Origin of the sequence: Salinibaculum rarum (assembly GCF_030505615.1) — an archaeon.
In the GTDB taxonomy this organism is placed as follows: domain Archaea; phylum Halobacteriota; class Halobacteria; order Halobacteriales; family Haloarculaceae; genus Salinibaculum; species Salinibaculum rarum.
Map to the genome: position 1 here is coordinate 509979 of NZ_CP129992.1, position 17124 is coordinate 527102.

Below are 17124 nucleotides of genomic sequence, written 5' to 3' on the forward strand. Positions count from 1 at the left end.
GCGGCTGTTTAAGCGTTGTCGTTGCATCGACGACGGGCCGCAATCCGGTGGTTTTGCGCCTCTCTCGGTCGCGGTGACAGCGGCGGACTCTCATCACGAACGGGTGGTCGCGCCACCCCACAAAAAGGTCAGGTTGGCCGGGTCCACTCAGGTGTCCGAGTCGGGAGCACTCACAGAGGTACTTCCGTGACCGGCGGCCATGATGCCGTCGCCGTCGTGGCTGACCGAGACACTCGACGGTGTGCCACCGTCGAACGCGAACGTCGCTTCGTAGTCGATACCGACCATCTGCTCCGTGCAGAGCCGCTCGCTTGCATCGTCGCGTTTTCTCGTCACCACGTCGACGGTCAACTGGCTGTCGTCGGCGTCGTACTCGGCCGTCCCCAGGTCGGCCGTCGTACAGCCGTCGGTGCCGACGATTGTCCCCGTCACGGTGACAGTCTCGGCATCTGTATCGAACGACGCGTCGGCCGTCCGACTTGGGCTGCTGGATTCGACCCCGGTCACGGAGAACGAACTGGCCTGGAGTCGTGGCTCGTCGGCGGGCGTCGACTCGTCGTCGTCCTCGGTGTCAGTCAGTACCGAGTCGTCGTGAGAAATCGTCACGCGCGACGGGACACCACCCGCGAAGTCGACGGTCCCGTCAAAGTCGATGCGTCCGATACAGTCGATACACGCGTTGGCTGCTCGCTCCGTGCCGAGGTCGACGGTGAGCCAGTCGTCGTCGCGGTTGTACGTCGCCCGTGCGATAGAGACGTTGTGACATGGCGTCCCCGCCACGAGGTGCCCGGAGAAGGAGACGACGTTCGAGTCGTCGTCTATCGAGACGCTGGCCGTCGGGTCCGCGCCGGACGAACAGCCACTCTCTGTCCGTTCGACCGTAGAGTCGGTAATCGAGACACTGTCGTCGGTCGGTTCGTTGCCGACAGCAGTCGGGTTGTCGACGATACAGCCAGCGAGCGAGCCCACACTGAGCGCGCCCGACCAGCGGAGGAACGTTCGGCGGTCCATATTCGAGACAGGAACTCGTATTTAAAAATCAGCGACGGAGAGTCAAATGGGCGTTTGAACGCTATTGCTGGATGTCCCAGTTGCCGTCCTCGTCGACTTCGACGACGGCGTTGAACAGGCCCTTGAGCGTCGCCAGCGTCTTTTTGTCGTGGGCCTCGGGGTCGATGTGGTAGTGGCCGACGCCGCCGACGGTCTTGACGCGCCCGGTGACGACGTGGAGAAAGCGAAACGCCCGCTGGACGTCCGCGTACTGGAGCAGCGACGTAATCGAGTGAAAGGAGACGGCGATGTGTTCGTCCTCGTCGGACGCGTTGGCCATCCCCGAGAGGAGTTCGCTGAGTTCGATTCCCACGCCCGTCAAATCCGAGGGGTTTTCGACGGTTCGGACGGCCCACGCGGAGTTGTCGACGCGGGCTTCGGACTGGCCGACGGCGACGATGCCGCCACGGGACGGGTCGACTCCGACCCGTTCTGTCCAGCGGTCGACGAACTCCGTCGGTGACTCGGTGTAGGAAATCGACAGCACGTTCGTCTTCTCGGGCGGCGTCCGGGCGAGCAACTCCATTCCGGCGTTGCGACCGCGGCTACCGAGGGATGGCGCTAAGAGTAGAATATTCGAGGCCCCATCCAGTGCGTCGAGGTCAGGAGCGCTCGGTTCCCCCGACTCGGCCCGCTCTGCCATGGTTGAACCTCGGTGCGTTCCCCTATAAGAATACTGATTGCTACTATTTCGCGCGCTGGTACGCGAACCGTAACCCCTTTAGTCGATACCCTGCTACCGATTAGTGAGTCCGGGTAGGGTAGTGGACTATCCTCTTGGCTTGCGGAGCCAGGGACCAGCGTTCAAATCGCTGTCCGGACGTTCTCTCTGCAGCAACTTACCGCGAGCGCAGCGAGCGGTCAGTGCTGCTGGAGACGGACGACAGCGATTTGAGCAGCGAACGAGCGAAGCGAAGTGAGTGAGTTCAAATCGCTGTCCGGACGTTTCTGCCGACACAAACCACCGAGCAGTCGCGTCACAGCAGTGAATCCAGCACCTCGTCGACATCGAACCGAACGGGGTCGGTCGTGGGGACACCGAGCGTCTCGCTGTAGTCGTCGAGAGCCCCACGTGCGGCATCGTCGCCGAGTCCCTGCGTGTTGAGCATCCCGGCGTCGACGCTCGTCTCACAGACTGGTCGGGCAACGTCTTCGTAGAGGTCAGCGTACTCGTCGACCGGCAAGAGCGGGTAGTCCTCGTACTCACGAACGGTCTCGTGGCCGGCGATGTGGGTCATGACGAGCGAATCCGGCTGGGCACCGTGCAAAATCGAGAGGGTGACACCCGAGTAGGCGGGGTGAGCGAGCGCGCCCTGGCCTTCGACGAAGAGCACGTCGCGGTCGCCTTCCTGCTGGACGAGGCGTTCGACTGCGCCTGCGGCAAAGTCAGAGACCACGCGGTCGATAGCGATGCCCCAGTCGGAAATCATGATGCCGGTCTGGCCGGTCGGCACGACAGCGGCATCGAGGCCGCGCTCGCGGGCGGCGTCGCGGAGTTCGTAGGAGGTCGTCATCTTGCCGGTCGAGCAGTCGGTGCCGACGGTCAGAACGACCGTCGCGTCGACGTCGCCGGCGGTTCCCTCAGCGACAGTCAGGTCTTCGGGCGGACGACGCACGTCCCAAATCGAGCAGCCGTGTTCGTCCGCGAGGTGGGCAAACTCCGTGTCGTCGGCCAGGAAGTAGTGGAGACCGGCGACGAGGTCACAGCCACGCCGGAGGGCGGTCCGCACGTCGGGACGCCAGGAGTCGTCGAAGCCGCCGCCGATTGGGGCGATACCGATGACGAGCGCGTCACAGTCGGGCGCGTCGGCCATCGACTCGACGATTGGCGCGTCCTGAACGTCGTCGAGATGGTCACGTACGCGTTCGCCGGCGTGGGTTCGGTCGAGGACCGCGACGACGTCGTGGTCGCCGTAGCGGAGGATACCGGTGGCGGTCTTCGCGCGGTCGGGGAACTGCTCGTGAGCGAGAATGGCGACCTGCATACCGGCAGTGCAGTATGCGCGTGAATAAGAGTACCGTTCGGACTGACTGCAACCGCGCCATCGGAGGTCCGAAACCCCACCAGCCAACGACCGGAGACCAGCGAGGGATGGCGCATCACATCGTCCGGAGCTGGACAGTCCAGAACGAGTCGAACGCCGACGCAAGAGCACCCTCCGGGTCCCCGCTCGCGCTCACTGCGGCGGTCACGTCGGCCACGTCTTCGAAGTCATCCAGGACGGTCCGTTCACCGACGACGACCAGTCGGTCGGTGGGCCGTTCTTCGAGTGCGGTCTGACACCGGTCGATGTGGTTGGCAATCTGCTCGTCGCGCAGGCGCTCGAACCGTGACTGGGAGAAGCCGCCTTTCGAGTGTTGGCTCTTGAGGTCGCTGTCGAACCCGTGGAATGCGGTCTGCTCGCGGCCGTCGTAGACGCCCATCGCAAAGAGGTCCGAACGCACGAGCGCGAGCGTGTACTCGCCGGTAGGCTGGAACCACGCGCGGTCGAAGCGGACCCCCTCGCCCCATTCGACGAACGGGTCGGGGGCGAGCGGGACCGACAGACAAGCGCCGACGAGACCGAAATCGTCGGTGACAGCGAGACAGGGCGCGGCACGGGAGACCAGCGGTGCACGGTCGCCAAACGCCTCCCGGACGGCATCTGGCAGGTCGTGGCCGTCCGTGACGTAGGCAGTGAGGAAACCCTCCGGTCCGGTCTCGACCGCGTCCAGCCGCGAGAGCAGTTCCGCGAGCCGTTCACCGCGAAATCCCTGATCGGTCCGGAACGGAATATCTGCCTCGCCGGATTGCAGTCGCTCGACGCGGTCTTCGAGCTCCGTCACGCGGTCTTCGAGGTGGTTGACCTGCTCCTCCGCACGCTGGCGTTCGGTGGCTGCGTCGGCGCGTCGCTCCTGTTCGGCGTCGAGTTGCTGCTGGAGGTGGTGCTTTTCCGCCTCTAGCTCCTCGATGCGCGCTTTCAGTTCGGTGCGACCGAGGAGGTCGTCGAGCATACCCGCACCGGCGGGCGGGACAGCCTTAAATCCAGCCGCCGAGGGTCGCGAGCAGCGTGTCAGACCCCCATCGGGCCGTCGGCAAATTCGAGCAGTTGTGCGGCCCGGTCGGCTTTCGCCAGGAGTACCTCCGTGAGTGTCGGCGGGTTTCGAACCGCCTCCGTGAGGATAGCTTCGGGGACAGCGAGCGTGTCGGCGGGCACCTGCTCGTCGCCGTGGACTGCGAGGTGGGTCTGGCCCACTTTCATCACGAGTGGCTGGTCTGTCCGCTCGATGCCCTCGCCGTCCGTGTAGAGCTGTCTGTTGACGCGTTCGTGCTGTGCGCTGCACATCTTCGCCGTCTCGTCCGGTGACGGCTCGACGTACAGCCGACCGAGGTAGTAGCCGCGGGAGAACTGTTCGAACATGCGGTGCATGCCAACATAACCCACGGTAACGGATAAGTCCTGCCCGGCAGACTTATCATGTCGGGCAATTCCAGTGGTGATTCGACCACAGCGCGTGCAGGCCGACGGAAACCACTTAGTCGGCGGCGGCCCGTCACGCGGTATGGACCGTCTCTCGCCCATTCCGCGGCGGTGGGCACGCCTCTATCTCTCCGAAGCGTCCAATCTCGTGGCGCTGCTCGCGGTCAACGGCGTCGCAGTACTCGTCGGGATTCGCTTCTACGTCGCGGAGATGGTCGCCGTCTCGACGGCACTGTGGCCGTTCTTTCTGGACTCGCCCGTCGCGCTCGCAATCGCGATGCTCTCGCTTGCGACGCTTTTGCCCACCGTCGGAGCGGACCTCGATTCGGCCCCGGTGAACCTGGCTCTGGCCTACCTGCACACGCTCGCGTTCGTCTGGCTGGTCAAGATGGGGCTGTGGACCGCACTCGCGCTCGGCCTGGGATTCGACCAGTACTACCCTGCACCGTGGGATTTCTTCGGAATCGTCCTCACGCATCTGGCCTTCGTCGCCGAGGCGTTCCTGATTCCCCACTACGGCCGGACGACCCGCGGCGCACTCGCCGTCGCGCTCGGACTGGCGCTCGTAAACGACGCGCTGGATTACGGGCTCGGTCTCCACCCGCCGCTCCGGTACGACCCCGGTCTCGCGCTCGTTGCTGGGACAGTCCTCGTCTCGGTCGGTGCAGTCGTCCTGGCTGCGGTGTCGCTGCCGAGACTCGACAAGCAGTCTCGATAAACGCTCTTGGACGATACAATCGCGTTACTGTATGGAATAAACGGTGCGAACGAAGGTTCGCTTTTATGTCGACGACCGCCGACAAGAGAGAGTAGAGCATGGAAGGGCGTCAAATTCCGCTGGTTCTCTCAGTCGCGGTGTGTGTGGCGATGCTGGTCGCGGTGCCGGCACTCGGCGTCGGCGTCGACCAGCCCACGCAGGTCGACAACAACACGACCAGCGAGGCAAACGGCACGTTCGGACAGCAGGTAGCCGCGTTCATGCAGACCAGCGCCGTCGACGCCAACACCACCGTCGAGAGCGGGATGTGGAACGCCAGCGTCAACGCCAGCGCCACGCCCGAACGAGCGGTGACAAACCGGACGGCCAAGCTCGAACGGGAGCGCCAGCGACTACAGCGCCAGATTGCGCGCCTCGACGAGCGGGGCGACCGGCTGCCGGCGGTTGCGTACACGGCCCAGGCGAGCGCACTCGACGAGCGACTCGACAATCTCCGGGCCCGAATCAACGCGACGGCACAAACTGCCACGCGAGTCGGCGCCAACACGTCCGCACTCGCCCATCTGCGGACGCAGGCATCGAACATGACCGGTCCCGAGGTGGCGGCACACGCGCGAACCATCACCGACGCGCCGCGTGGCCCACCGACAGCGCGGGGACCTCAAAGGGGACCGATGGAAAACCGGACGGGACCACAGGATGACCGCGGGCCGCGGGACGCTGTCGGCGCCAACGACACAAGACCCGACGGGGAGCGCCACCAGCGGATGACTGGAACAAACGAAACCAGGTCACCGACCGGTCAGCACGGCCCGTCGGGTCGGATCGTCGACGGGAACAGCACCGACGAGACGCCCGGAAACGAAACGGAAGACACCGCAACTAAGAGAAACGACGGCGGTCCGCGCGGCAGTAGCGATTCGGACACCGAGACCAACTCGCGGGAGAGCGCCGACCTGTCGGTCAGCACCACGATTTTGCAACTCGGAGCCGTCGTCTGGTAATCGTCACTCGGTCTCGACCGGAATATCGTAGCTTCGCCGGAGCGGGTCGACGTGGGCTTGCGCTGATTCTGTCAGTGAGAACGTCTCGTGGATGTCGGCCGGTTCGCCGCCGTGGACGACCCTGCCGAACGGACCAGCAGCGGTCGGATACGTTCGTGTGACGAAATCGACGACCGCCGGATTTACCTGCTGTTTTTCGAGGACTCGCTCGACGGTGTCGGCGCCGACGTACACCGAGTCCCCATCGACGAGGATGAAGGCAAACGGCCGGTCGTCGAACTGCGCGTCCAGAAACTGCTGTACTGCGTCGGACTGCCACGGCACGAGTTTGATGCCCGAAAGGCGTCGGCTCACTGCGTCGGCTGCAGACCGGAACAGACTGTTACTCCCGTCGTAGATGAGCAGCGATTGAGTCACGCCCTAGATACTGGTTCGAACCGCTTGACCCTTTCCGCTCGGCGTGGCCCCCATCGGGGCGACACTGCCACGACACCACGGCAGAAAAGCAGGGCAGTTTGAACCAAACAAGTGAGGGCGCAGAGGTTTATTCGATGAGTGCGTACGTGTAGTCGCTATGAGCCACAACGGTGGTCAGTCCGCTCCCCGACCGAAGGCAACCCTGTTCTGTCCCGCGTGTGGGCACGAAGGCCACGCGATAGACGGATGGGACGTGCGCCGGGACGCGATGTCGGCTGTCTCTCACCTGCACTGCCCGACCTGTGGCGAACACGTCGAATCCCGCGGCTTCGACTCGGTGTCGCCGCTGGCGGGCGGGCAGGGTGCCGAGAGCCGGGCACAACCCCCCGCCGACGACTAAAGCCGGTCCACCGGAATCCACGCTTTTCGAGTTGCGAGCACTTCAGAGACACCAATCACCAGCCAACGGCACGACGATAGCGGGCACACGGTAGAAACACCTTTATATCGTAACCGCTAACGTTACGTAAATGGACTCCGCCGAACTACTCGATTTGCTCGGGAACGCGAATCGCCGGCGGATTCTGCGTCTACTCGCCCAGAAGCCCTGTTACGTGACCGAGATAAGCGAGTTTCTCGGCGTCAGCCCGAAGGCCGTCATCGACCACCTCCGAAAGCTCGAAGAGGCCGGCCTCGTCGAGAGTCGGACCGACGACAGACGGCGCAAGTACTTCTCTATCGCCGAGAACCTCCGGCTCGAGGTCAACGTCTCTCCCTACGAGTTCGGCACGAAAAGCGCCTACCCGGCCAGTTCGGCCGTCGACATGACCTCGTGTCGGTACCTGAGCATCGAAGTCAGCGGCGCCGTTCCGGAAAACGACGACGACAGAGCCACCGAACTGCCGGAACTGGCCGAGACGCTGCAAGAACTCGAACAGTTAGAAAACGAGCTCTCGCTGGCCCAGCGGTTCGTCCAGGGGCGACTCGCCGCGGTCCGGGAACGAATCGCCGACGCCATCGCCGACACGAATCCACGACTGGTGACCGAACTGCTCGCCGCCCTCGCCGAGGACGACCACGACACAGCGGCGCTGAGCAAGCGCGTCGAGGCCCCGACAGAAGTTATCGAGGACGTCCTCGCAGAACTCGAAGCGGAAGGGGTCGTCACCCGCGAGAGCGGCGGCTGGCACCTCGGCGACTCATAGATCTCGGGTCAGACCGTCTCGGAGGTCCCGGCCGAAGTAGTGTCCCAGCCCACCAGCGAGCGCGCCCGCGGCGAACCCGACCGCGACCAGCGGGACGCCCGCGCCCAGCAAGGATAGTGCGAGATTGCCAAGCAGCGTCAGCCCGGCGCCGAGAGCGCCACCTGCGAGTGTCAGTTCGACGTAGCGCTGGGTCGACGTGACCGTCCCGTAGGCGAAGGCTGCGACGAAGATACCGACGAGATTGCCGACGATACCGAACGGAAGGAACCCACCGACGACGAGCGCGCTGGCGAGCGTGAGCACGGCCGAGACGACCAGACCACGGCCGGAGACAAACTCTCCCACGCGCGCCCGGAGTCGGCTGCCGAGTCCGGCCGAATCCGTCTGCTCGGGAGCGTCGTCGAGTGCGGTGACTGCGTCAATATCGAGGTCGACCTCCTCCTCGAGGTCGGCATCCCGGTCGAGCTGGCGCTCCCCCTCTGCCATGACGAGTCGTACGATGCCCACGGTCATTGGTCTTTGGTCGCGCGAGCGGGCGAACGGATGGTTTCAAGTCCAGGCAGACGGTATCCGGGCACATGAACGCAGGCGACCGCGTCCGCGTCGACCGCGCGGGACAGACTTTCGAGGGCGTCATGTTGCCCTCCTCGACGCCCGACCACATCGTCGTGAAACTCGACTCGGGGTACAACGTTGGTATCGACCGTGCCGACGCCGACATCGACCGCCTCGAGTCGGACGTGTACGACATCGAGGACGCACAGGCCGAAGGCGAATCCACCATCGAGTTCGACGACGACCTCCCGACGATTTCGCTCATCTCGACGGGTGGCACCATCGCCTCGACGGTCGACTACCGGACCGGCGCGGTGACGGCACAGTTCGACGCCGAGGACGTGCTCCGTGCCGTGCCGGACCTCGCGGGCCTGGCCAACTACCGGGGACGGGTCGTCGCGAACATCCTCTCTGAAAACATGACGCCGGACGTGTGGCAGGAACTTGCCACCGCCATCCACGAGGAAATCGAGGCCGGCGCGGACGGCATCGTCGTCATGCACGGCACCGACACGATGCAGTTCTCCGCGAGCGCGATGGCCTTCATGCTCGATACGCCGGTCCCCATCGTCTTCACCGGGAGCCAGCGCTCGGCGGACCGCCCCTCCTCGGACAACGTGATGAACGCCGTCTGTGCCGTCGAGGCCGCGAAAAGCGACTGTGCGGAAGTCCTCGTCTGCATGCATGCAGACCAGTCCGACGACCGGTGTGCGCTGCACCGTGGCACCCGCGCCCGAAAGAACCACACCTCCCGCCGGGACGCCTTCGAGACTGTCGGCGCGAAGCCCCTCGGTGAAGCCGACTACGAAACTGGAGAAACGCCCGACATCACCTTCCGCCGGGACCACGCAGAACGCGGCGAGACGGACCTCGCGCTCCACGACGACCTCGAAACGGACGTGGAACTTGTCAAGTTCACCCCCGGCACCGACGCCAGTCGCCTCGAAGCGGTCGGCGACGCCGCGGGCGTCGTCATCGAGGGCACGGGGCTGGGCCACGTCAACACCGACTGGATTTCCGTCGTCGACGAGTTGACCGACGCCGGCACCCACGTCGTGATGACGAGCCAGTGTCTCGACGGGCGGGTCTGTGACCGCGTCTACGACACCGGTCGGGACCTCCTCGACGCCGGCGTCATCGAGGGCGAGGACATCCTCCCCGGCACTGCGAAGGTGAAACTGATGTGGGCGCTGGCAAACACCGACGACGTTGCCGACACGATGGGCCGGTCGCTGGCCGGCGAAGTCACCGACCGCTCGGTCCCCTGGGAGTGACCGGGTAGCAGGCCCGAACTAGCCGCCGCTGACGGGCGGGAACAGCGCCAGTTCGCTCTCGGCGTCGACAGTCGTCGCCCAGCCGTCGGCCTCGGCGAAGGGGTCGCCACCGTCGACGAGCAGTCGGACGTGGTCGTACAGTGTCTCGTCGTCGTCCAGGAGTTCAGTCGCCAGGTCGGGATGGGCATCCAGAAGGGCGTCGAACGCCTCCCGCAGCGTCGCCTCACCGTCGACGTCGAGGGACACCCTATCCGCGCCGGCAGTCTCCGAAAGCGTCGCGAAGAGTCGCCACTCCATAGTTAGCCGCCTGGTCGCCGAGACAAAGAGCGTTCCCACTGCGTCCCCCGCTCGCTTCCGGAGAACCGCTCGTTACCGGAACCCCCTCCCTTCGGTCGGCGTCTCCTACTCGTCGAGTCGCATATCGCCACCCGGACTGTCGGAGATGTCGTCCTCCCAGTCGGCGTCGCCGGACTCGAACTCCTCTTTGAGTTGCTGGAACGACGACGCACCGCCGCCCCCGCTGTCCTCATCGTCGTCTTCATCTTCGTCGTCCTCGTCCTCCTCGTTCCCGTCGTCTTCGTCAGCCACATTCTCGTCTTCATCGGCCGTGTCTTCGTCGTCGAATGACAGCCCCTCCGTCTCCTCGTCGTCGAAGCTCAGACTGGACAGGTCATCGTCGTCTTCCCCATCGTCGAAGCCGAGGCTCGATAGGTCGTCGTCTTCCTCCTCGTCGTCGAACGACATCTCATCCGAGTCCGATTTGTCACCGGCAGATTCGCTCTCGTCGCCGAAATCGAGTGCATCATCGTTTGTCAAGCCGTCATCGTCGGCCAGGCCATCGTCGTCAGCCTCGTCTCGAAAGCCGAGGTCGTCCAGGTCGTCGTCCGCGTTGTCGGGTTCAGCCTGCTCGTCACTGCCCGAGTCAGCGAGGTCCTCGCCCGCGTCGGCGAGCGCGTCGCCCAGGCCGTCGTCGGACGGCGACTCGTCGGCCGAGTCGTCCGTGGCCTGAGCCGACTCGGTCGTGTCGCCGCGCTCGCCTGTCGAGTCGGACTGGCCGCCGTTCGTCGCGTCGCCCTCGCTCCAGTCGGCCTCGCCGGACTCGAACTCCTCTTTGAGTTGCTTGAACGAGGAGTTGCCAACCGCGCCTGCGGCCGTGTCGTCGGCCTCGGCAGCGTCGTCGGTATCTTCGGCTTCGGGCGGGTCGAAGTCAGTGGTCTCGGCCTCGTCGTCGGACTCGCCGGTCTGTTCGCCGCCGTCGTCGCTGGTCGCCGCCTCGGCGGCCTCGATTGTGTCGTCGTCGGTCGGTTCCGGGGCGGCGTCGCCGTCGGCGTCTGGCTGTGGCGGCGCGTCTTGGTCCGCGGCGTCGTCGGCCGTCGACTCAGTGTCAGCCGCCGTCGCCTCGGTCGTGGAGGTCGCGCCGGACCGGCGCGAGCGTTGCGGCCGCGGCGTCGGCTCGCTGACCAGGCCGGGGTCGAGCGGCGTCGCAGCGACCTCCAGCCGGCGGAGTGCGTCGGGGCGGGCGATGGCAAAGACCACGTCGCCGGGAGCGAGGACGGTCGACGGGTCGGGGAGTGCGTTCGGCGTCCCCGAATCGGGTTTGACCGCGACAATCGAGAGGTCGAGCGCGGCAATCGGCAGCCCGTGGAGCGGACTCCCCGCCTCGACGGTCACGGAGCTAAAGGTCTCGTCGGCCGCGCGAAGCAGCGAGGCAAACTCGCGGTCCGGGCGGTCCTCGACGGGCAGGGTCACCAGCCGATACTCCCTCGTCGGGTCGATTTTCTGCGTGTCCGCGGCATCGATGGCGATAGTGACGGTGTCGTCGGCGACGCCGCGCAGTTCCGCCGTCAGCACGCGGCGCATCGGGTCGGTCTCCCAGACCTGAACCAGGTCGCCCGCGCTCGCGGAAAAGGCCGGGTCGGCGCGGATGGCGACGGCGTTGGTCGCCGGCGGGAGCGTCGGTCCGATACCCGCCGCGCGACTCCCGAGCGCGAGGTACTCGACGGTCCCGTCCTTGGCGAGGTCGAGGTCGACGTGACCGACGCCGTAGTCGGTCTTGAGCCGGGCGACGAGTCGGGTTTCGAGTTCGTCGACGGTCAGCCGCCGGGGAAACAGGAACGTCTTGCCCGCGAGGGCCTCTGTGGTCTCGGCGGAGACGGGGTCGTATCCAACCACGTCGTCGATGTCCGACGGGAGTTCGACGGCGATGACACGGCCGACCGACTGGACCAGCCGGCCGACATCGCTCTCGACGTCTGAGAGTCCCTGCCCGTGAAACAGTTCCGACCCAAACTGGTCGCCGGCCCACTGGCCGGCCGTCGCACCGCCAGCGCCGACGAGGAAGGCGGTGATGTTGAACAGCGCGACCTCGATTTCAGTCGGCGCGCTGCTCCCGCCGATGACCTGTCCGAGTGCCGCCGTCGTGTTCAGATACACTGCGACGCCGCTGAGCCCGACCAGCAGGCCGAGTCCGCGCGGAATCTCCTCGCGGACGTACCAGCGATAGACGAAGGCCGCGACGGCCGCGAGCGTCCCTGCGAAGATTGCCAGCCCGCCGAGTTGGGCGACGAGTTCGCTCACCTGCGTAAGCGTCGCCATCAGTCGTCACCCCCGGGAACGCGGTCGGTCGTACTGGCCGCACTCGAAAACGACTCCAGTTCGTCGCGAGTCCCCACGGCAAACAGTTCGTCCCCCTCCTCAAGTGTCGTCTCGCCGCGAGGGGCCACGACCCAGCCCTCGGCGGTCCTGACGGCGAAGACGACGACGCCGTAGGCGTCTCGGAGACCGGCAGTGCCGAGCGTCCGCCCGGCGAGTGCACTCCCCGCACGGACCGTATAGCGGCGAAAGCGCTTGTCTGCGCGGCGCAACAGCGAGATAACCTCGTACTCGCGGCGCGTGCCACGGGACTCGACGACGACCTTCGCGCGGTCCGCCCGGAGCAACGGTTGCACGTCGGTCCGGGTGACGGCGACGGTCACGCGGCCCTCGCCGCCGTCGGTCGTCGGCGCACGCACCGGTTTCGGGAGAGAGTCGTCGTCCGCACCGTCGATAGACAGCGGTTCGGCGTCAGCGGCCGCCTCGTCGCCGCTGGCACGTTCGCTGTCGCCGGTGTTGGCACTGACGACGGTCCCGCGGACCTGCGCGTTCGAGGTGATGACAGTCACTTCGTCGCCGCGTGCCAATCCGGTCGGAACGAGTCCAGAGACGGAGACAGCGTGGCGGTTGTCGCCGATTCGTTTCGATAGCCCCGAGAACGGCGGGGCGGCGACCACCGTCGCCCGCCCGCGCTCGTCGATAGAGACCGACACGTCACCGAGGTCGTGTTCGGTGGTGAGACGGTCGGCCATCCGGTCTTCGAGTTCGTCGAGACGCAGGTCGGCGGGGAAGGTGAGTTCGGCGTTACGGAGGTCGGCGCGAAGTTCCTCGGAGAGTGGTGGATACCCCTCCATGTCCGCGACCTCGCCGACGACGCGAATCCGGACCTCGTCGCCACTCCCGATGAGGTCGGCGAAATCCTTCGAGAGCGTTCGCGGCCGGAAATCGGAGAGCGAGAGTCGTTTCGGCAGTGTCGCACCCAGGTTGTCGCCGCGATTGTGGGCGTACATCGAGGTCATGCTGACGACCACGATAGCGGTGATGACGCGGGGGGCGTTCGGAGACCCCGTAATCGAGCGGTCCGCAATCGCGAGCAGGCCGCCGTTGACACCGGCCAGCGCAATCGCGAGGACGGCGACACCGAAGCCGGGGAGCGTGACGTTCGTGACGTATTTGAAGACGAAACCGAGTGCCCAGGAGATGAGCGCGGGGACCATCCCCACCAGCAGTCCAAGATAGATACCGAGCAGTATCTCCACGGGCAGCGACGCCATACGTTGGCACACGCAGTCGCACAGTAAAGGACTGTCGCACCGTCAGACGCCTGCCAAACTCGCAAATGCCAGCACATTTTACACGGACCGTCGTGAGAGTCGGTAGATGAGCGACGAGGGACCGACCCACAGAAAGATTCTGGGGACCAGAACGGCCGTGTTACTGGCTACCACTGCGGCAGTACTCTCGCTGGCGACGGGTATCGCCAACATCGCCGTCCAGCAGACGACCGGCCCTCTCGCGGCTTACATCCCACCGGCGGCCCAGCAGGCGGCCGGGTTCACCGGGACGCTGACCGGGTTTCTCCTGTTGACCGGCGCGTACGAACTCCGCCAGGGCTACCGGCTGGGGTGGTATGCGACGGTGGCGCTGTTGCCGATTACCGCCGTGCAGGGCCTCGTTCAGGGGAGCGTCTTCTCGCTTCCGCTGGTCGTTCTGTCGGGGCTCTCGTTGCCGGTGTTGCTCGTGAACTATCGGCGGTTCGACCGGCCGGCATCGTTTTCGACGGCACAGCTCGCGGCGACTGCCTCGCTCGTGGGAACGCTCGTCTACGGGACGGCGGGCGCGTTCGCGCTTCGTGAGGAGTTTACCGGCGTCGAGACGCTGACTGACGCGCTGTATTATACCATCGCGACCGCCAGCACCGTCGGGTACGGCGACGCCGCCCCGCAGTCGGCACAGGCCCGCCTGTTCGGCATCTCGCTTATCGTTCTCGGGACGGCCAGTTTCGCGCTGGCACTCGGGTCGGTGCTCGGCCCAGCGATTCAGGCCCGCTTCTCGCGGGCACTTGGAACCATGACCACGACACAGTACGACCTCTACGAGGACCACGTTGTCGTCCTCGGCTACGGCGACCTGACCGAACCGCTCGTCGAAGAACTCCGCGACGGCGACACCGAGTTCGTCGTCATCACACCGGATTCGGAGCGTGCGACGACGCTCAGAAACCACGACATCGACGTCCTCGTCGGCGACCCGAGCAGCGAGGAACCGCTGGAGGCTGCCGGCGTCGAACACGCCCGCGCCATCATCGCGGCGACCAACGACGACGCCGAGGACGCCTTCGCGATTCTGACCGCGAGGGAACTCAACCCCGACGCCCGCATCGTCGCCGCCGCCACGAACCGGGACAACGTCAAGAAACTCCGCCGGGCCGGAGCCGATACCGTCGTCAGCCCGGCAGTCATCGGCGGGCGACTGCTCGTCCGGTCTGCGTTCGGGGAGACGAACGTAGAGGACGTCGCCGAGCAAATGATGGAAGAATAGCGGCCGTCGACGCTCGCGCCCAGTTTTTCCTCGCCAAGCCGTTCGACACCGACGGCTGTATCCGTTCCGTCCCACCTTCGGGTATCGTGTCTGGTATAGCCATACATACACTAATGTGAGCTTTGAGTGGGCGAATATTTACTTTTGAAGCTTTTTCTTGGTCGTGTCCTGGTATATGTTCCCACAGAATGTTTAAATATGCACAGACTCTACGAGAGAGTGACGAAACCAATGTCTTTCAGGTCACTGATGACGGCAATGACACTGTATCGCAGCCGGACGATTACACTCGAGCAGGCCGCCGAGCGCGGTGGTGTCTCCCCGACGAAGATGGAAACGGAGTTGCGGTCCCGTGGGATTCAGGTCCGTGAGAAGTCAGAGCGTGCTCCGGCCCGTCGCTGACCACGAGGACACACGCAGTGAGACACACAATACAGGGCAACCGATGACGTCAACGGCACAACCGGCAGCCGAGGGGACGCCAAAATCGGCGCTGTTCTGTCCGAATTGCACACATCGGAGCCGATATGACGGTGACTGGGTGTGTGCCGAGACAGCCGGCACCCGCCACTACGACTGTCCAGAGTGTGGAACGGAGATTGCGGCCCGTCCGGTCGGTCCAGGGACGGACACGACCCATCCCACGGCTACGTTCTGGCAAACCTGGGAGGAGAGCCTGAACGCATGGCGGGAGTTCTGGTACCGGGTACTGCGTCACGGCTGATTTCGAGGGGTGCGACAGCCCGGTCTCCCGGAGCGACGGCAGCGAGTGAGTCAGAAACTCAACGGCCTAGTTCCGGTCGATGATGGCGACGTCGGTGTCGATAGCGTCGCTGTCGATGCGCTCGAACGTCGGCGGGGAGATAAACCGGGAGGCGGCGCTTCGGTTCTGGCTTGCACCCAGCAGGATGAGGTCGTACTCGTGGTCGTGACGGGTGAGAAACGTCTCGATTGAGGTCTGTGAGACGCGCGTCTCGATGTTCCCCTCGAACGTCTCGACGAGATTGGCCAGGCGCTCCTCGGCGGCACGCCGCTCGCTGGAGTCATTGATACAGGTCGCGACGCTGACCTGGCCGGTCTTGGCGGCGAGTCGCGTGGCGAAATCGACCATGCTCGTGGCGACGCCGCTTGGCCCTCTGACGGGGACGAGAATGCGCCGCCAGCGCGTCCGCTCGCCCGTCGAGCGGTGAACGAGTACGTCGACATCACTGCCAAAGAGGTCCCGAACGAACTGTGTGACCGTCCCGCGGTGGGTCTCGTACGGCGCCGCGACGAGGTCACAGTTTGCCTCGCGGGCGGTCTGGACGACTGTCTGTGCAGTGTTACCGCCGTTGGCGGCCACAACAACCTCGCAAGGGACCCCCACCTGTGTCTCGATGCGGTTGGCCCGCGCTTCGAGGGTACTGACCGCACCGGAGACGGCCTCGCCACCGCCGAGCGAATCCAGCGCATCCCGGCCCTGGTTGTCGAGATACTCGCCCGACGTCTCCGCAGCGATGAGTCGCGTCTGGTCGTGGTCGCGCAACAGCGAGCGTTCGGCTCTGGCGACCCGTTCGTCGTCGACAATATCGAGGAGAACGACCTTGCCCGCACGGTGTGCGGCAGCGAGACGGGCACCCAGCATCGCCGTCTGAGCGGCCGCCTCGCCACGCATCGGAACGAGAACGTGGTCGTCGCCCCGCGTCGACTCGTAGAGATACCGGGCGCGCTGTTCGTAGACCAGCTGTCGCCACCCCTCGAAGGCGAGCGCGACGATACCACTGCTTGCGGCGATGCTGAGGACGTACAGCTCGGGGTTGTTTATCTGGGCGTAGACGAACAGCGTCAGCAGTGCCGTCGAGAACGCCGCTGGCTCTTCGATGTCCAGTGCCCACGTCACGAGCCCGGTGAGAAAGACGCTCAACGCCGCGCCGATAGCGTGGATTTCCCCGGCCTGAGGCGTATAGAACAGCGCCGACGCCAGGACGACGGCCAGCCAGCCACACGCCGCGCCGACGGTCAACCCGCCCACGAACCGGAGCGGTGAGGCGTACTTGCCCTCGGGGTTGGCAAAGAGCGTGTACGCACCGGAGGCAAGCGGCGGGTAGAGCAGAAAGGAGAGCGCACCGACGGCGTTGGCCAGCATCGTCACCAGACCGATAACCAGCGGCACGAGAAGCAAAATCGAGAGGTGAACGAGGTTGCTCGTCTGTGCTAGCCACTGGCGCAGTTCACGCAGTTCGCGCTGCTCGAACCGGCGAAGACGGTCGAGAAGCACACGCCAGCGGCTCCGCATGGCTGGCTGTTTCACAGCCGAGAAGAAAAATC

General features: G+C 65.3%; 19 protein-coding genes and 1 tRNA gene. 9 read left to right on the forward strand and 11 right to left on the reverse strand.

Translation table 11 applies throughout. The annotated features are described in order from the left end of the window. Positions 1–147: 147 nt before the first annotated feature. Together QYL91_RS02795 and QYL91_RS02800 are read right to left on the reverse strand one after the other, a co-directional pair. Positions 148–1011, reverse strand: a complete 864-nt coding sequence (locus tag QYL91_RS02795; protein ID WP_302081864.1) for a hypothetical protein — start codon at positions 1009–1011, stop codon at positions 148–150. A 61-nt stretch (positions 1012–1072) separates the two neighbouring features. Then, on the reverse strand, positions 1073–1693 hold the full coding sequence (locus tag QYL91_RS02800) for a DUF7504 family protein (RefSeq protein ID WP_302081865.1): 621 nt from the start codon (positions 1691–1693) through the stop codon (positions 1073–1075). 107 nt (positions 1694–1800) lie between these two features. Here QYL91_RS02800 and QYL91_RS02805 point away from each other — a divergent pair. Further along, positions 1801–1873: transfer RNA gene (locus QYL91_RS02805), tRNA-Arg, on the forward strand. 154 nt (positions 1874–2027) lie between these two features. On the opposite strand, the gene QYL91_RS02810 is transcribed toward QYL91_RS02805, so the two are convergent. From QYL91_RS02810 to QYL91_RS02820, 3 genes are all read right to left on the reverse strand, one after another. Next, on the reverse strand, positions 2028–3035 hold the full coding sequence (locus QYL91_RS02810) for an N-acetyltransferase DgcN family protein (protein WP_302081866.1): 1008 nt from the start codon (positions 3033–3035) through the stop codon (positions 2028–2030). Positions 3036–3150: 115 nt separating this feature from the next. Then, on the reverse strand, positions 3151–4044 hold the full coding sequence (locus QYL91_RS02815) for a Vms1/Ankzf1 family peptidyl-tRNA hydrolase (RefSeq protein WP_302081867.1): 894 nt from the start codon (positions 4042–4044) through the stop codon (positions 3151–3153). 59 nt (positions 4045–4103) lie between these two features. Next, positions 4104–4451, reverse strand: coding sequence for a DUF5802 family protein (locus tag QYL91_RS02820; protein WP_302081868.1), 348 nt, complete (start codon positions 4449–4451; stop codon positions 4104–4106). 142 nt (positions 4452–4593) lie between these two features. On the opposite strand from QYL91_RS02820, the gene QYL91_RS02825 reads away from it, so the two are divergent. Both QYL91_RS02825 and QYL91_RS02830 read left to right on the forward strand, forming a co-directional pair. Further along, entirely contained in the window at positions 4594–5229 is a 636-nt protein-coding gene (locus QYL91_RS02825; protein WP_302081869.1) for a DUF1405 domain-containing protein, read from the forward strand. A gap of 98 nt (positions 5230–5327) precedes the next feature. After that, a complete protein-coding gene (locus QYL91_RS02830) occupies positions 5328–6233 on the forward strand; it encodes a hypothetical protein (protein WP_302081870.1) in 906 nt (301 codons plus the stop codon). 3 nt (positions 6234–6236) lie between these two features. Here the strand turns inward: QYL91_RS02830 and QYL91_RS02835 are convergent, their stop codons facing one another. Continuing rightward, positions 6237–6650 carry a hypothetical protein gene (locus QYL91_RS02835; protein WP_302081871.1) on the reverse strand — a complete coding sequence of 138 codons (414 nt, stop codon included), beginning with the start codon at positions 6648–6650 and terminating at the stop codon, positions 6237–6239. A gap of 157 nt (positions 6651–6807) precedes the next feature. Here QYL91_RS02835 and QYL91_RS02840 point away from each other — a divergent pair, with 157 nt between their 5' ends. Together QYL91_RS02840 and QYL91_RS02845 are read left to right on the forward strand one after the other, a co-directional pair. Next, complete coding sequence (locus tag QYL91_RS02840; protein ID WP_302081872.1) at positions 6808–7050, forward strand: DUF8106 domain-containing protein; 243 nt, start codon at positions 6808–6810, stop codon at positions 7048–7050. Positions 7051–7180: 130 nt separating this feature from the next. Then, positions 7181–7855, forward strand: a complete 675-nt coding sequence (locus QYL91_RS02845; protein WP_302081873.1) for a metalloregulator ArsR/SmtB family transcription factor — start codon at positions 7181–7183, stop codon at positions 7853–7855. On the opposite strand, the gene QYL91_RS02850 is transcribed toward QYL91_RS02845, so the two are convergent. Then, a complete protein-coding gene (locus QYL91_RS02850; protein ID WP_302081874.1) occupies positions 7850–8341 on the reverse strand; it encodes a hypothetical protein in 492 nt (163 codons plus the stop codon). The two genes, QYL91_RS02845 and QYL91_RS02850, sit on opposite strands and share 6 nt — an antisense overlap. A gap of 92 nt (positions 8342–8433) precedes the next feature. Between QYL91_RS02850 and gatD the strand changes: the two genes are divergently transcribed. Continuing rightward, positions 8434–9684: a Glu-tRNA(Gln) amidotransferase subunit GatD gene (gene gatD, locus QYL91_RS02855; protein ID WP_302081875.1), complete on the forward strand. Its 1251-nt coding sequence runs from the start codon at positions 8434–8436 to the stop codon at positions 9682–9684. A gap of 18 nt (positions 9685–9702) precedes the next feature. Here the strand turns inward: gatD and QYL91_RS02860 are convergent, their stop codons facing one another. The 3 genes from QYL91_RS02860 to QYL91_RS02870 form a co-directional block, all read right to left on the reverse strand. Further along, positions 9703–9981 carry a ubiquitin-like small modifier protein 1 gene (locus QYL91_RS02860; protein WP_302081876.1) on the reverse strand — a complete coding sequence of 93 codons (279 nt, stop codon included), beginning with the start codon at positions 9979–9981 and terminating at the stop codon, positions 9703–9705. Between the two features lie 105 nt (positions 9982–10086). Next, positions 10087–12279: a TrkA C-terminal domain-containing protein gene (locus tag QYL91_RS02865; protein ID WP_302081877.1), complete on the reverse strand. Its 2193-nt coding sequence runs from the start codon at positions 12277–12279 to the stop codon at positions 10087–10089. After that, positions 12279–13550, reverse strand: coding sequence for a potassium channel family protein (locus QYL91_RS02870; RefSeq protein ID WP_302081878.1), 1272 nt, complete (start codon positions 13548–13550; stop codon positions 12279–12281). The genes QYL91_RS02865 and QYL91_RS02870 overlap by 1 nt, the downstream gene beginning before the upstream one ends. A 106-nt stretch (positions 13551–13656) precedes the next feature. Between QYL91_RS02870 and QYL91_RS02875 the strand changes: the two genes are divergently transcribed. From QYL91_RS02875 to QYL91_RS02885, 3 genes are all read left to right on the forward strand, one after another. Then, positions 13657–14817: an NAD-binding protein gene (locus tag QYL91_RS02875; protein ID WP_302081879.1), complete on the forward strand. Its 1161-nt coding sequence runs from the start codon at positions 13657–13659 to the stop codon at positions 14815–14817. A 231-nt stretch (positions 14818–15048) separates the two neighbouring features. After that, positions 15049–15219: a DUF7317 family protein gene (locus QYL91_RS02880; protein WP_369685636.1), complete on the forward strand. Its 171-nt coding sequence runs from the start codon at positions 15049–15051 to the stop codon at positions 15217–15219. Positions 15220–15262: 43 nt separating this feature from the next. Further along, a complete protein-coding gene (locus tag QYL91_RS02885; RefSeq protein ID WP_302081881.1) occupies positions 15263–15541 on the forward strand; it encodes a DUF8106 domain-containing protein in 279 nt (92 codons plus the stop codon). Positions 15542–15607: 66 nt separating this feature from the next. On the opposite strand, the gene QYL91_RS02890 is transcribed toward QYL91_RS02885, so the two are convergent. Further along, complete coding sequence (locus tag QYL91_RS02890; protein ID WP_302081882.1) at positions 15608–17092, reverse strand: HPP family protein; 1485 nt, start codon at positions 17090–17092, stop codon at positions 15608–15610. Between the last annotated feature and the right edge of the window lie 32 nt (positions 17093–17124).

Bases quoted from the DNA above. Each gene is read 5' to 3' on its own strand.
- QYL91_RS02795 (WP_302081864.1), bottom strand. From the start codon at position 1,011: ATGGACCGCCGAACGTTCCTCCGCTGGTCGGGCGCGCTCAGTGTGGGC.
- QYL91_RS02800 (WP_302081865.1), bottom strand. From the start codon at position 1,693: ATGGCAGAGCGGGCCGAGTCGGGGGAACCGAGCGCTCCTGACCTCGAC.
- QYL91_RS02810 (WP_302081866.1), bottom strand. From the start codon at position 3,035: ATGCAGGTCGCCATTCTCGCTCACGAGCAGTTCCCCGACCGCGCGAAG.
- QYL91_RS02815 (WP_302081867.1), bottom strand. From the start codon at position 4,044: ATGCTCGACGACCTCCTCGGTCGCACCGAACTGAAAGCGCGCATCGAG.
- QYL91_RS02820 (WP_302081868.1), bottom strand. From the start codon at position 4,451: ATGTTCGAACAGTTCTCCCGCGGCTACTACCTCGGTCGGCTGTACGTC.
- QYL91_RS02825 (WP_302081869.1), top strand. From the start codon at position 4,594: ATGGACCGTCTCTCGCCCATTCCGCGGCGGTGGGCACGCCTCTATCTC.
- QYL91_RS02830 (WP_302081870.1), top strand. From the start codon at position 5,328: ATGGAAGGGCGTCAAATTCCGCTGGTTCTCTCAGTCGCGGTGTGTGTG.
- QYL91_RS02840 (WP_302081872.1), top strand. From the start codon at position 6,808: ATGAGCCACAACGGTGGTCAGTCCGCTCCCCGACCGAAGGCAACCCTG.
- QYL91_RS02845 (WP_302081873.1), top strand. From the start codon at position 7,181: ATGGACTCCGCCGAACTACTCGATTTGCTCGGGAACGCGAATCGCCGG.
- QYL91_RS02850 (WP_302081874.1), bottom strand. From the start codon at position 8,341: ATGGCAGAGGGGGAGCGCCAGCTCGACCGGGATGCCGACCTCGAGGAG.
- gatD (WP_302081875.1), top strand. From the start codon at position 8,434: ATGAACGCAGGCGACCGCGTCCGCGTCGACCGCGCGGGACAGACTTTC.
- QYL91_RS02860 (WP_302081876.1), bottom strand. From the start codon at position 9,981: ATGGAGTGGCGACTCTTCGCGACGCTTTCGGAGACTGCCGGCGCGGAT.
- QYL91_RS02865 (WP_302081877.1), bottom strand. From the start codon at position 12,279: ATGGCGACGCTTACGCAGGTGAGCGAACTCGTCGCCCAACTCGGCGGG.
- QYL91_RS02870 (WP_302081878.1), bottom strand. From the start codon at position 13,550: ATGGCGTCGCTGCCCGTGGAGATACTGCTCGGTATCTATCTTGGACTG.
- QYL91_RS02875 (WP_302081879.1), top strand. From the start codon at position 13,657: ATGAGCGACGAGGGACCGACCCACAGAAAGATTCTGGGGACCAGAACG.
- QYL91_RS02880 (WP_369685636.1), top strand. From the start codon at position 15,049: ATGTCTTTCAGGTCACTGATGACGGCAATGACACTGTATCGCAGCCGG.
- QYL91_RS02885 (WP_302081881.1), top strand. From the start codon at position 15,263: ATGACGTCAACGGCACAACCGGCAGCCGAGGGGACGCCAAAATCGGCG.
- QYL91_RS02890 (WP_302081882.1), bottom strand. From the start codon at position 17,092: ATGCGGAGCCGCTGGCGTGTGCTTCTCGACCGTCTTCGCCGGTTCGAG.